The sequence below is a fragment of the Candidatus Microbacterium colombiense genome (genome assembly GCA_029203165.1).
Taxonomy (GTDB): Bacteria; Actinomycetota; Actinomycetes; order Actinomycetales; family Microbacteriaceae; genus Microbacterium; species Microbacterium colombiense.
This window is the reverse complement of record CP119308.1, coordinates 3,523,489-3,536,701: the sequence shown is the minus strand read 5'-3', so window position 1 is coordinate 3,536,701 and position 13,213 is coordinate 3,523,489. Positions and strand designations below refer to the sequence as shown.

Annotated in this window: 12 protein-coding genes; 7 read left to right on the top strand and 5 right to left on the bottom strand. The window is 70.3% G+C overall.

Features of this window, described 5'->3' with window-relative positions:
- Positions 1–58: 58 nt before the first annotated feature.
- A complete protein-coding gene (locus P0Y60_17210; protein ID WEK61018.1) occupies positions 59–904 on the bottom strand; it encodes an NAD(P)-dependent oxidoreductase in 846 nt (281 codons plus the stop codon).
- Positions 905–961: 57 nt separating this feature from the next.
- Here P0Y60_17210 and P0Y60_17205 point away from each other — a divergent pair, with 57 nt between their 5' ends.
- The 5 genes from P0Y60_17205 to P0Y60_17185 all read left to right on the top strand — a co-directional run bounded on the left by P0Y60_17205 (position 962) and on the right by P0Y60_17185 (position 6,999).
- The gene (locus P0Y60_17205) at positions 962–1,975 is read left to right on the top strand and encodes a LacI family DNA-binding transcriptional regulator (GenBank protein ID WEK61017.1); all 1,014 of its coding nucleotides are present in this window, start codon (positions 962–964) and stop codon (positions 1,973–1,975) included.
- Between the two features lie 253 nt (positions 1,976–2,228).
- Positions 2,229–2,948 carry an L-ribulose-5-phosphate 4-epimerase gene (locus P0Y60_17200; protein WEK61016.1) on the top strand — a complete coding sequence of 240 codons (720 nt, stop codon included), beginning with the start codon at positions 2,229–2,231 and terminating at the stop codon, positions 2,946–2,948.
- Positions 2,945–4,528, top strand: coding sequence for an FGGY-family carbohydrate kinase (locus P0Y60_17195; GenBank protein WEK61015.1), 1,584 nt, complete (start codon positions 2,945–2,947; stop codon positions 4,526–4,528). Before P0Y60_17200 ends, P0Y60_17195 begins: the two co-directional genes overlap by 4 nt.
- A gap of 42 nt (positions 4,529–4,570) precedes the next feature.
- Positions 4,571–6,085: an L-arabinose isomerase gene (araA, locus tag P0Y60_17190; GenBank protein ID WEK61014.1), complete on the top strand. Its 1,515-nt coding sequence runs from the start codon at positions 4,571–4,573 to the stop codon at positions 6,083–6,085.
- Positions 6,082–6,999: an aldose 1-epimerase family protein gene (locus P0Y60_17185; protein ID WEK61013.1), complete on the top strand. Its 918-nt coding sequence runs from the start codon at positions 6,082–6,084 to the stop codon at positions 6,997–6,999. Before araA ends, P0Y60_17185 begins: the two co-directional genes overlap by 4 nt.
- On the opposite strand, the gene P0Y60_17180 is transcribed toward P0Y60_17185, so the two are convergent.
- Positions 6,996–7,958 carry a 2-dehydropantoate 2-reductase N-terminal domain-containing protein gene (locus P0Y60_17180; protein ID WEK61012.1) on the bottom strand — a complete coding sequence of 321 codons (963 nt, stop codon included), beginning with the start codon at positions 7,956–7,958 and terminating at the stop codon, positions 6,996–6,998. The genes P0Y60_17185 and P0Y60_17180 overlap by 4 nt on opposite strands.
- Positions 7,959–8,044: 86 nt before the next feature.
- Here P0Y60_17180 and P0Y60_17175 point away from each other — a divergent pair, with 86 nt between their 5' ends.
- Positions 8,045–8,593, top strand: a complete 549-nt coding sequence (locus P0Y60_17175) for a TetR/AcrR family transcriptional regulator (GenBank protein WEK61011.1) — start codon at positions 8,045–8,047, stop codon at positions 8,591–8,593.
- Positions 8,594–8,638: 45 nt separating this feature from the next.
- Here the strand turns inward: P0Y60_17175 and P0Y60_17170 are convergent, their stop codons facing one another.
- Both P0Y60_17170 and xylA read right to left on the bottom strand, forming a co-directional pair.
- Positions 8,639–9,946, bottom strand: coding sequence for an FGGY family carbohydrate kinase (locus P0Y60_17170; protein ID WEK61010.1), 1,308 nt, complete (start codon positions 9,944–9,946; stop codon positions 8,639–8,641).
- 7 nt (positions 9,947–9,953) lie between these two features.
- Positions 9,954–11,144 carry a xylose isomerase gene (gene xylA, locus P0Y60_17165; GenBank protein WEK61009.1) on the bottom strand — a complete coding sequence of 397 codons (1,191 nt, stop codon included), beginning with the start codon at positions 11,142–11,144 and terminating at the stop codon, positions 9,954–9,956.
- A 124-nt stretch (positions 11,145–11,268) separates the two neighbouring features.
- Between xylA and P0Y60_17160 the strand changes: the two genes are divergently transcribed.
- The gene (locus P0Y60_17160) at positions 11,269–12,456 is read left to right on the top strand and encodes an ROK family protein (GenBank protein ID WEK61008.1); all 1,188 of its coding nucleotides are present in this window, start codon (positions 11,269–11,271) and stop codon (positions 12,454–12,456) included.
- 6 nt (positions 12,457–12,462) lie between these two features.
- Here P0Y60_17160 and P0Y60_17155 read toward each other — a convergent pair whose 3' ends face one another.
- Positions 12,463–13,047 (bottom strand): antibiotic biosynthesis monooxygenase, encoded by a 585-nt coding sequence (locus P0Y60_17155; GenBank protein WEK61007.1) that lies wholly within the window; start codon positions 13,045–13,047, stop codon positions 12,463–12,465.
- Between the last annotated feature and the right edge of the window lie 166 nt (positions 13,048–13,213).

The window sequence follows — 13,213 nt, the reverse complement described above, 5'->3', positions numbered from 1 at the left end:
GACAGGGCAGAGGACCGGAGGGAACCCGTCTCAGGACGGGTGGGGAAAGTCTGTCCGGTCAGACGTGGTCGCGCCAGGAGTGCTGCGGGTCGAATCCGAGCACACGCCGTGCCTTGTCGATCGACAGCAGCGTCTCGTTCGGCGCGACCTCGCGCGCCACCGGCGCATCGGGGAAGACCTCGGCGAGCAGCTCCGCGTTCGGCCGTGACATCACGGTGTCGGCAGCCGCGATGATGAAGTTGTCGAACCCGGGAGCGGCGACCTCCAGCGCTCGCTGCACGGCCTGGGCGCCGTCGCGGGCGTCGATGTAGCCCCAGAGGTTCCATTTGCGACGGAGGGCGTCGGCGTCGAAGTCCGGGAACTCGGCGTAGTCCTCGGGGACCATGACGTTGGAGAACCGCAGGGCCGTGATCGATACTTCGGGATGCCAGCGCACCAGCTCCCGCGCCAACTGCTCCTCGAGCGTCTTCACGAGCGAGTACACCGACTCCGGCCGTGCGGGGTACTCCTCGTCGACCGGGACGTAGGGCGGTGGCACATCGAACGGCAGTCCGAGCACGGTCTCGCTCGATGCGTAGACGATGCGGCGGATGCCGAGCCGCACTGCGGCCCAGAACACGTTGAACGTGGCGGGCATGTTGTTGTGGAAGGTCGCGACATCGCTGCGGATGCCCGGCGCCGGGATCGCACCCAGATGTACGACCGCGTCGATGCCGTCGTGCCGGTCGCCCACGGCCGTGAAAGCATCGATGACCTGGCCGTAGTCGGTCAGGTCTACCTGCACGAAGTCGGGGCCGCGGGTGCCCGCGACGTCCATGCCGATGACCTCGTAGCCGTGCGCGCGGAGCTCCCGTGCGACGACGCTGCCGAGCTTGCCGGATGAACCAGTGAGTGCGATGCGCATGTCACCAGAGTGGCACGACGGCGAGTCGGTGGCATCCGTCGTCGTACAGTGGTCGGCGTGAGCGACACGAGCAGCGAGCCCCGCCGAACCGTCGGCGTGCGGGACGTCGCCGCCCGCGCCGGAGTGTCACGTCAGACCGTGTCGCGAGTGCTGAACGACCACCCCGACGTCGCCCCCGAGACGCTGGAACGCGTCCGCACGGCGATGGCGGAGCTCGGCTACCGCATGAACAATGCGGCCCGCGCGCTGGGCACTCGCCGCTCCCGCACGCTCGGCGTGCTCGCCTCCGACGCGCTGCAGTACGGGCCGTCGCGCAGCATCGCCGCACTCGAGGCCTCGGCGCGTGATGCGGGGTACTGGGTCAGCGCGGCGTTCGCGGACGCGGGAGACGCGGCGGCCGTCGTCGCGGCCGTCGACCACTTGGTCGCACAGGGCGTGGAGGGCATCGTGGTCGTCGCGCCGCACGCCCGCACCCTGGCAGCGCTCGACGATCTGCGCATCGACGTGCCGGTGATCACGCTGCACTCGGCCGGTCGGGGAGCACCCGGACTCTCGGTGGATCAGGCGGCGGGCGCGCGTCTCGCGGTCGCCGCGCTGGCCGACGCCGGACACACCCGCATCGCGCACCTCGCCGGCCCGGTCGACTGGCTCGAGGCCGAATCGCGTGCCGAAGGGTTCGCCGCCGAGATCGCCGCGCGCGGGCTGAGCGCGGGCCCCGTGATTGCGGGGGACTGGTCGGCGGGCTCGGGGTACGCCGCAGTCGATGCCGTGCGCGCGGCGGGAGTCACGGCCGTGTTCGCCGCGAACGATCAGATGGCCCTCGGGTTGCTCGGCGGACTGCACGAGGCCGGGCTGTCGGTGCCCGGCGACGTCAGCGTCGTGGGGTTCGACGACATCCCCGATGCCGCGTACTACTGGCCGAAGCTCACGACCGTGCGGCAGGACTTCGACGAACTCGCGCGGCGCGCGGTCGCGGTGATCGTCGGCGGGTCCGACGATCAGGCGGCCGATCTGGCGCCCGTCGCGCCGGAGTTCGTCGCCCGCGCCTCGGTCGCCCCTCCGCGCAGCTGAACCCGCCCGGCTCCGCCCCGGCATCGCGCGGCTCCGCCCGGGCGCGTTCATAACTCCGCAAGAATCCGCACCCGTCTCGACCGGACCCCCGGAAACACGCGGCCCGCGCCGCGCCGCGCCTACGTTCTTCCGGAGTTATGAACGGGCGGCGCGCGAGCCGGTCGCCGTGACGCTCGCCTTGACGGTCACCGAATCGCATGACACACTTCTGTGACCGGTCACAGTGACCGGTCACAGAACCTCGAGGTCCGCCGTGAGCAACGAAGCCCCCGCCTTCACCCCCGCCATCGACGCGTCCATCCGGAAAGTCCGCGCCGACGTCGCCCGCCTGCACGGCGAACTGGTGCGTTACGGGCTCGTCGTCTGGACGGGCGGCAACGTCTCCGGTCGCGTGCCCGGCGCCGACCTGTTCGTGATCAAGCCGTCCGGCGTGAGCTACGACGACCTCACGCCCGAGAACATGATCCTGTGCGACCTCGACGGTGCTGTCATCTCCGGCACACCGGGCAGCGACCGCTCGCCGTCGAGCGACACCGCAGCCCACGCCTACGTCTACCGGAACATGCCGGAGGTCGGCGGCGTCGTACACACGCATTCGACCTACGCGGTGGCCTGGGCGGCGCGCGGCGAGGAGATCCCCTGCGTGATCACAGCCATGGCGGACGAGTTCGGCGGCCCGGTGCCGATCGGCCCGTTCGCGATCATCGGCGACGACTCGATCGGACGTGGGATCGTCGAGACCCTCAGCGGCCACCGCTCCCGCGCGGTGCTGATGCAGAACCACGGACCGTTCACGATCGGCACCGACGCGAAGGACGCAGTGAAGGCCGCAGTCATGGTCGAGGACGTCGCCCGCACCGTGCATGTCGCCCGCGAGGCCGGTCCGCTGATCCCGATCCCGCAGGAGGCGATCGACCGACTGTACGACCGCTACCAGAACGTGTACGGCCAGAGTGCGGATGCCCGCCGATGAGCGCCCGCGACGACATCGCCGCCGGCCGCACGAGCCTCGGCATCGAGCTGGGCTCCACGCGCATCAAGGCCTGCCTGATCGGCCCCGACGCGACCGAGGTGCTCGCGACCGGGTCATTCGCGTGGGAGAACCGTCTCGAAGACGGGCTGTGGACCTACGCCCTCGATGAGGTCTGGACCGGGCTGCAGGCCGCCTACGCCGACCTCGTGACCGACGCGGAGGCGCAGCACGGCATCCGTCCCGACACGTTCGGGGCCATCGGCATCTCGGCGATGATGCACGGCTACCTCGCGTTCGATGCGCAGGGTGAGCTGCTCGTGCCCTTCCGCACCTGGCGCAACACGAACACCGGCGTTGCGGCTGCCGAGCTCAGCGAGACCCTCGGCGTGAACATCCCGCTGCGCTGGTCGATCGCGCACCTGCATCAGGCTGTGCTCGATGCGGAGCCGCACGTGCCGCAGCTCGACTTCGTCACGACCCTCGCCGGCTACGTGCACACGCAGCTGACCGGCGAGCGCGTGCTCGGAGTCGGCGATGCTTCCGGCATGTTCCCGATCGATTCGGCGACGGCCGACTACGACGCCAGGATGCTCGCGGACTACGCCGCACTGGTGGGCGACCGCCTGCCCGCGCCGTTGACCGCTCTGCTCCCCAACGTGAAGGTGGCGGGCGCGGATGCCGGTGCCCTCACGGCCGCCGGCGCCGCCCTGCTCGATCCCACCGGTGCACTGCGTGCCGGCATCCCGCTGTGCCCGCCCGAGGGTGACGCGGGTACCGGGATGGTGGCCACGAACGCCGTCGCGCCGCGCACCGGAAACGTGAGCGCGGGCACGAGCATCTTCGCGATGGTGGTGCTGGAGCGCCCGCTGTCCGAGGCGCATGACGAACTCGATCTCGTCACGACCCCGGCCGGGGATGCCGTGGCGATGGTGCACTGCAACAACGGCGCGAGCGAGCTCGCAGCATGGACCGGGCTCTTCACGCGCTTCTCCGCCGCGGCCGGCCAGCCCCTCGACGACGACGCGGTGTTCGACGTGCTGTTCCGTGAGGCGCTCGTCGGCGAGACGGATGCCGGCGGGCTGATCGCCTACAACCACCTGGCCGGCGAGCCGATTGCCGGGCTCACCGCAGGGCGGCCGCTTTTCGTGCGCACGCCCGACAGCGACTTCAGCCTCGCGAACTTCGTCCGTGCTCAGCTGTACGGCGTGTTCGGCACGCTCGCCCTGGGCATGCAGACCCTGACTGCCGAGGGCGTCGGCCTCGACCGGATGTTCGCGCACGGGGGCATGTTCCGCACGGCCGGAGTCGCCCAGCGCTTCCTCGCGGGCGCTCTCGCCGCGCCGGTCGCGGTCGGTGAGCTCGCCTCGGAGGGCGGGGCCTGGGGCATCGCGGTGCTGGCCTCGTACCTCGCGCACGCCGACGGTGCCACGCTGGGGGAGTACCTCGACGGGCAGGTCTTCGCCACGGCGTCCATCTCGGTCGCCGACCCCGATCCGGCCGATGTCTCAGGCTTCACCTCCTACCTCGACCGCTACCGGGCGGGGCTGGCCGTCGAGGCCGCCGCCGTCGCCTCGCTCTGACGCTTCGACACGCTCAGCGACCCACCCCTGAAAGGCACCTCCATGGCTCTCACCACCTCCCTCGACGGCTACGAGGTCTGGTTCCTCACGGGCAGTCAGCACCTCTACGGCCCCGAGACGCTCGCCCAGGTCGCGACCCAGTCGCAGGAGATCGCACGCCTGCTCGACGAGTCGTCCGAGGTGCCGGTGAAGATCGTCTGGAAGCCGGTGCTGACGGATGCCGCCGCCATCAAGCGCACCGCGCTGGAGGCCAACGCCGATGACCGCGTGATCGGGCTCGTCGCCTGGATGCACACGTTCAGCCCCGCGAAGATGTGGATCGCCGGGCTCGACGCCTTGAAGAAGCCGCTCGCGCACCTGCACACGCAGGCGAACGTCGAGCTGCCCTGGGCCGACATCGACTTCGACTTCATGAACCTGAACCAGGCCGCGCACGGCGACCGCGAGTTCGGCTACATCCAGACGCGTCTGGGCGTGCCGCGCAAGACCCTCGTCGGTCACGCGTCCGACCCGCGGCTGCGCCGTGAGTTGGGCACCTGGCAGCGCGCGGCGGCGGGACTTGCGGCCTCGCGTGGTCTGAAGCTGGCCCGCTTCGGCGACAACATGCGGTTCGTCGCCGTCACCGAGGGCGACAAGACCGAGGCCGAGCTGCGCTTCGGCGTGCAGGTCAACACCTGGGGCGTGAACGAGCTGGCGGATGCCGTCGCTGCGGCATCCGCGTCCGACATCGACGCCCTCGTCGCCGAGTACGAGGAGCTGTACGAGGTCGCGCCCGAACTGCGCCGTGGCGGCGAGCGGTACCAGTCGCTGCGCGATGGCGCCGCGATCGAGATCGGCCTGCGCTCCTTCCTGGAGGAGGGTGGCTTCGGCGCCTTCACGACCTCGTTCGAGGATCTGGGTGCGCTGACGCAGCTGCCCGGCCTCGCGGTGCAGCGCCTCATGGCCGAGGGATACGGCTTCGGAGCAGAGGGCGACTGGAAGACCGCGATCCTCGTGCGCATCGCGAACGTGATGGGTTCGGGGCTGCCCGGCGGCGCGAGCCTCATGGAGGACTACACGTACGACATGACGCCGGGGGATGAGCTGATCCTCGGCGCGCATATGCTCGAGGTGTCGCCGTCGCTCACGACCGCGAAGCCCACGCTCGAGATCCACCCGCTCGGCATCGGTGGAAAGGATGACCCTGTGCGTCTGGTGTTCACCGCAGATCCCGGCCCCGCCGTGGTGGTCGCCCTCAGCGACATGCGCGACCGCTTCCGGCTCACCGCGAACGTGGTCGAGAACGTGCCACCGCGGGCCTCGCTCCCGAAGCTCCCGGTCGGACGTGCGGTGTGGAAGCCGCAGCCTGACTTCACCACCAGCGCCGCGGCCTGGCTCACCGCGGGTGCCGCCCACCACACGGTCATGTCGACCGCGGTCGGTATCGACGCCTTCCGTGACTTCGCCGAGATGGCCGAGGTCGAGCTGCTGGTGATCGACGACAGCACCACGCTGCCCGAGTTCCAGAAGCAGGTCCGCTGGAATCAGGCCTACTATCGTCTGGCGCAGGGCCTGTGACACTCCCTCGTTCGGGTCGTCAGCTGCGCATCGCCGGCCACGGCTACGTGGCGGAGATCGCAAGTGTCGGCGCATCACTGCGATCGCTGGCCCTCGACGGACGCGACCTCGTCGTGCCCTTCGATGCCGATGAGGTGCGACCGGGCTACCGCGGTGCGACCCTCGCGCCGTGGCCGAACCGCATCGTCGACGGACGGTATCGATTCGGCGGCGTCGAGCACCAGCTGCCACTCACGGAACCGTCGCGCGCGCAGGCGTTGCACGGACTCCTCGCGTGGGTCGAGTTCGAAGACCGCCTCGTGCTCGACGACCGCGTCGCGCTCGCCGCGGTGATCGAGCCGCAGACCGGCTACCCGTTCCGCATCGAGGTCGAGACCGAGTATCGACTGGACGCCGACGGGCTGCGCCAGACCGTGACGGCGCACAACATCGGGGCGGATGCCGCGCCCTGGGGCACCGGTCCGCATCCGTACCTGGTCGCCGGCCCCGGACGCGTCGACGACTGGACACTCGAGCTTCCGGCATCCGAGGTGCTCACCGTGACGCCCGATCGGCTGAGCCCGGTGGCGGTGGAGCCGGTGACCGAGCATCCGGAATGGGACTTCCGCACGGCAAGACCGATCGGCGACGTGTTCATCGATCACGCGTTCACGTCGCTCGCCGAGGTGGGCGGCATCGCCGAAGTGCGCCTGACGACGGATGCCGGCACCGGCGTCGCGATCGCGTGGGACGAGCGATGCCCGTGGGTGCAGGTGCACACCGCCGACACCCCCGCGATCCCCGCGACGCATCGCATCGGACTCGCGGTCGAACCGATGACGTGTCCGCCCGACGCCTTCAACTCCGGCGTCGACCTGGTGACCCTGGAGCCCGGCGCGACGCACGCCGCATCCTGGCGGATCTTCGCCGTCTAAGTCGTCCGGCTCGCGGTGCGCGGGCTCGCCGCGAGGGCAGCGTCGAGGCGCGGGGTCGGAACCCCGAGTCTGCGGGCTTCCCGCGTCGCGTCGTGGAGGACGGCGCGGGGTTCGTCGGCATCCGGATCGGTATGCGCCGCCAGGCTGGCCCGCGCGATCGAGAAGCGGCGGGTGGCCCAGGCCATGGCGGCGGAGGTCGCTGTCGGCATGCGATAGGGGAGCATGGCACGTCGGTGCCGAGCGAGGTCGACCCCGCGAGCGGTGAGTATCGGCAGCAGTTCCCGAGCGGTCAGCAATGCATCTCGCAGTGCCGGGCGATGGCCGATCATTCGGGCCAACCCGCCGTGACGGTGGCCCTGAGCGTGCATGCCGACATCGGCGGCGAAGTGCAGGAACAGCCATCCCCGCATGTCCCGCTCGACGCGGACGGTCAGGTCCGCGCTCCGGAACGCTGTCTGCACGTCTCTCTCCCGCGCGGTCGGCGAGGCGCCGGACATTCCCAGGATGACGCCACGCATCAGAGCGCCGTGCAGCACGTCGTCGTCGCCGAATCCGCCGCCTGCCTGCGGGAATCCGAACATCACCTGTGCAGCGGGAAGGGATGCGGTCGCAGCCGCAGGCTCGTCCCAGACGTTGCCGAACACGAGCACGGTCGCGTCGCCGACTCGCGGTCCGAGGAAAGTGGTCGCAGCAGCGAGACGATGATGGGCGACGCTCACGATGACCAGGTCGAACCCGTCCCCGGGATCGAGGGTCTCTCTGAAGCGCACAGGCGCCGACGAGCGAACCCGTGTACCGAGAGGGGATCGTCGCGCATCGATGAGATCCAGTCGTACCTCGTCGCCGTACACCGCAGCGCGTCCGGGGCGGATGTAGAACTCGACGTCGTGCCCTGCCTCATGGAGAGCCTGACCGTAGATCGTCGAGATCACGCCGCGGCCGAACATCAGAATGCGCATCGCGATCCTCCCGGTCATCGATTAAGTGGAGACTATCTCCGAATGCTAAGATACGGAAATCATCTCCGATTGTCAAAGGGGGACGGATGCCTGAACAGAGGCCGATGCGTGCCGATGCCCGGCGCAACCGCGACGCCATCGTGGCGGCGGCGCGTACGGCGTTCGACCGCGACGAGCAGCTGCGGTTCGATGACTTCGCGCACCGCGCTGGTGTCGGCGTGGGGACGCTGTACCGTCACTTCCCCACGCGTGAAGCTCTCGCTGTTGCCGTGTACCAGGATGAGGTGACCGCGCTCTGCGCCCGGGCCCGCGCCTCCACGCGTCCGCCGGGGGAGGCTCTCGCGGCATTCCTGCGTGGCTTCGCGGACTATGTCATCGCGCATGCGGCCTTGGCGCGCACGCTTGCGGCCCTGGTGGGTCCCGACGTGCAAGCCGACGGCGGGACCGAGCTGGAGCGCACGGTCGGCGAATTGATGGCGAGGGCGTCCGCCGCTGGGGCGATTCGGGCGGACATCCCTTCCGGGGCCGTTCTGGTCATCCTTCACGGCATCGGATCCACGGCCGATCGCCCTCTCTGGGAGGCGGAGTCGCGGGCGGCCATGGAGCTGCTGATCGAGGGTCTATCGCCCGCCTGACCGGTGAAGGAGGAGGGAACCGCCCTTTCCTCGCGAGCAACCCGACTACGCGAGCAACCCGGCGGCCTGCCGGGCGGCGCCCAGCGCGACGTACTCCCCGGCCTCGGGCACCTCCACCGGGATGCCGAACACCGCAGGGGCTATCGCCCGCACGGCCTCCGACTGCGCCCCGCCGCCGATCAGCAGCGCACGCCGCAGGGGCACGCCCGACTCCCGCAGCGCGTCGAGTCCGGCACCGAGCCCGGACAGCATCCCCTCCACCGCGGCGCGCGCCAGGTTCTCGCGCGTGGTCGATGCGAGCGTCATGCCGCTGAGGGTCGCGGTCGCATCGGGCAGGTTGGGCGTGCGCTCGCCCTCGAAGTACGGCACGAGCTCCAAGCCCGCGGCGCCAGCGGATGCCGACAGTGCGAGACGGCTCAATTCCTCGTGATCCACGCCGAGGAGCGCCGCCGTGACGTCGAGCACCCGCGCCGCGTTGAGCGTGCAGACGAGCGGCAGGAAATGACCGTCCGCCGACGCGAAGCCGGCGATGATGCCTGAGGCATCAGACGACGGCTGCGAACCTACGGCGAACACCGTGCCGCTGGTGCCGATCGACACCACCACGTCGCCGGGACCAGCGCCGAGCCCGAGGGCGGCCGCGGCGTTGTCACCTGCCCCCGCACCGACACGTCGGCCTGCGGCGTCCGCCACCGATTCGTCGGCGCCCAGCACCCGGGGCAGGACGACGTCATGCCCCAGAGCCGCGACCACCAGGGCGCGGTCGTACTCCCCGGTCGCCGCACTCCAGTACCCCGTGCCCGAGGCGTCGGAGCGATCGGTGATGAGCTCGTCGAGCACGGGGCCGAGCGGCGCGGCATCCGCCCCCGCGGGGCCGTATCCCCGCAGTCGCCAGGTGAGCCAGTCGTGCGGCAGCGCCACCGCCGCCACCCGCGCCGCGTTCTCGGGCTCGTGATCGCGCAGCCAGCGCAGTTTCGAGATGGTGAAGGATGCCACGGGCACGAGTCCCGTGCGGTCGGCGAGCTCCTGCGCGCCGAACTCCGCGACCAGGTCGGCCGCGGCATCCGCCGATCGGGTGTCGTTCCACAGCAGGGCATCGCGGATCACGGCGCCCGCGGCATCCAGCGCCACCAGGCCGTGCTGCTGGCCGCCGATGGCCCACGCCTCGACGTCGTCGAGCCCGCCGGCATCCGTGATCGCGGCGACGAGCGCCTGCCACCAGAACTCCGGGTCGACCGAGGTGCCGTCGGGATGGGATGCCCGACCGCTGCGCACCACGGCGCCGGTCGCGGCATCCGTCACGACGATCTTGCACGATTGCGTCGAGGAGTCGACGCCGAGCGCGAGAGCCATGAGCGGGTCAGCGGGCGCCGAGCAGGTGCTCGGTCGCGAGCTGCTGCAGTCGCACGAAGCCGAAGCCCTTGCCACCGAGGTACGCATCGGCGTCGAAGTCCTCGTAGGCGCTGCGGTCGGCGAGCAGAGCGTCGTAGGTCTCGCCCTCTCCGAGTGTGGGGGTGGCGAGCTCGGCGACGCGCGCCGCTGCCAGTGCGTCCTGCACCTCGGGATCGGCGCGGAAGGCCGCGGCCCGCTCCTTGAGAAGCAGGTAGGTGCGCATGTTGGCCGCTGCGGAATCCCAGACGCCGGACTCGTCTTCGGTGCGCGAGGGCTTGTAGTCGAAGTGGCGCGGGCCGTCGTAGGCCGGAACGCCCCCGGGGCCGCCGTTCTCGAGCAGGTCGACGAGCGAGAACGCGTTGTGCAGGTCGCCGTGGCCGAACACGAGGTCCTGGTCGTACTTGATGCCGCGCTGACCGTTGAGGTCGATGTGGAAGAGCTTGCCGTGGAACAGGGCCTGCGCGATGCCGGCGGTGAAGTTGAGCCCGGCCATCTGCTCGTGGCCGACCTCGGGGTTCACGCCGACGAGTTCGGGGCGCTCGAGCGAGTCGATGAAGGCGATCGCGTGGCCGAGCGTGGGCAGCAGGATGTCGCCGCGCGGCTCGTTCGGCTTAGGCTCGATCGCGAAGCGGATGTCGTAGCCCTTGTCGGTCACGTAGTCGCCGAGCAGGTTGACGGCCTCGCGGTAGCGCTCGAGCGCACTGCGCACGTCCTTCGCGGAGTCGTACTCCGCGCCCTCGCGCCCGCCCCACATGACGAAGGTCTGGGCGCCCAGCTCGGCGGCGAGGTCGAGGTTGCGCAGCACCTTGCGCAGCGCGAAGCGGCGTACCTGGCGGTCGTTCGAGGTGAAGCCGCCGTCTTTGAAGACCGGGGCGGAGAAGAGGTTCGTGGTGACCATGGGCACGACCACGCCGGTGTCGGCGAGCACGCCCTTCAGCCGATCGATCTGCGTCTGGCGCTCGGCGTCGGTCGATCCGAACGCGAACAGGTCGTCGTCGTGGAACGTGAGCCCGTACGCCCCGAGTTCGGACAGCTTCTCGACGGCGTGCACCACGTCGAGGGCCGGACGCGTGGGACCGCCGAAGGGATCGGTGCCGTTGTATCCGATGGTCCACAGGCCGAACGAGAACTTGTCGGCACGGGTGGGGGTGAGGCTCATGATGCTCCTTTGCAGATGACGCCACGCGGCGGCAGTCCTAATTGTTGTGAGCAACAACATATATGCTGGATCCGACGATGTCCAGCCTTCTAGACTGAGACGCCGGCCCGAGACGGAGGACGATGTGACGACGGATGCTGCGCCGAAGGACTCGGGCGACGGAGTCCGCGCGCGCAACCTCGCCCGCATCCTGCGACTGGTGCACCTCGGCGGCGCGCAGTCTCGTGCGCAGCTCACCGCGGCGACCGGGTTGAACAGATCCACGGTCGCCGATCTCGTCGGAGAACTGGTCGTCGAAGGCTGGGTGATCGAGCGCGACCCCGACCCGGTCGGGCGCGTGGGGCGCCCGTCACCTGTGGTCGAGGCCTCCGCGCAGACAGTCGTGATCGCGGTGAACCCCGAAGTGGATGCCGTGGAGATCGCCGCGGTCGATCTCGCCCGCCGCATCGCCGTGCGCGAGCGGATCGAGTCCGCCGCCGTGCTGAGCGCGGCGGCGACCGCCGAGCTCGTCGCGGAAGTCATCGCACGCTGGCGTGTCGGCGCGCTGCGCGACGTGCGGCTCGTGGGCATCGGCGTCGCGGTACCCGGGCTGGTGCGCGCCGCCGACGGTCTGGTGCGCAACGCACCGCACCTGGGGTGGGTCGATGCGCCGCTGCGGGCTCTGATCGCCGAACACGCCGCTCTGCCTGTCGCCGTGGGCAACGACGCCAGCCTGGGCGCCCTCGCCGAGCATCTCTTCGGCGCAGCCGACGGTGCGGACGACGTCATCTATCTCAACGGCGGACCGTCGGGCATCGGTGGCGGGATCATCGTGCACGGTCTGCCGGTCGGGGGAGTCGGGGGGTACGCCGGGGAGTTCGGACAGAACCGCGTGCGTGCCGCCGAGGGGGACGCGCAGGATGCCGGCGAGGCCGCCGTGCTCGAAGGCGCCGTGCTCGAAGATGCGGTCAGCCGCGCGCGCCTGCTGACCGCACTGGGGCTCCACACGGCCGACGATCTCGCGCTGGCCGATGCGCTCGCCGGGGCATCCGGAGATCCGGGAGAGGTGCAGGAGGAGTGCCGCCGCCAGCGTGCGGTGCTCGCGCAGGCGATTGCGGATGCAGTGAACATCCTCAACCCCTCCGTAGTCGTGCTCGGCGGCTTCCTCGCGATGCTCGTCGAGGGCGATCCCGAGGGCTTCGCCACCGCCGTCGCGACCGGCGCGATGGCCGAGAACGTCGAGGGACTGCGCATCCTCCCGGCATCCCTCGCGGCCGATCGCCTACTGCTGGGCGCAGCCGAACTCGCCTTCACCTCGGTCGGCGTGATCTGAGCGCGATCAGCGAGCGAGCCAGCTCCGCAGGGCGCGGGTGACCCAGGGCAGCACCCAGTACGTCATGATCGGGGTCAGCACGATCGTGGTGCACAGTGCGCGCAACCAGATCGGGAGCCCGTCCCAGCCCGGCACCGGGCTCATCGCATAGGCGAACGCCACGTTCACCGGGAAGAAGCCCAGCCAGATCGTCACGGCCTGCTTCCAGCGCGGCGGAGTCTTCACGACGGTGACGCTCGCGGTGCCCTCGGCGGTCGGAAGCGTGATCGTGCCGGTGGTCGGTTCGTCGAACCAGCCCTCGATCCCGCTGCGCCTGCGGGATCGTTCGCTGCGTATGAAGCCCTCGCCCATCGAGAGCCACCATTCGCGCTCTTCCGACTTCTCCCAGGCCACGAGGGTCTTCTCGTTGGAGAAGCGGTAGAGCATGTGCCAGATCTGCGATTCCTCGCCGGCACGCACCCATCCGGAGCCGAGGAATCCGGCGTAGCGGTTCGCCATGTTCACCCCGGTCTGCACCCATGCGGTGGCCTCGGTGATGCGCGCGGGATCGACCTCGCGGCGGATGGACACGGTGATGGGATCGCTGGGCATGACGGAACCTCGGATGCAGGGCGGCCGGATCACGGGCGCCGAACGGCGGATGCGCCAGGGTGACGGCGCGACGACGATTCTATGCGCCCGGCGGGGTTCTCGACGAGTCGGCGATGATCCCCCAGCTCTAGGGGATTCGGGCAGGAAGGCGTGATCGTAGGCGCGA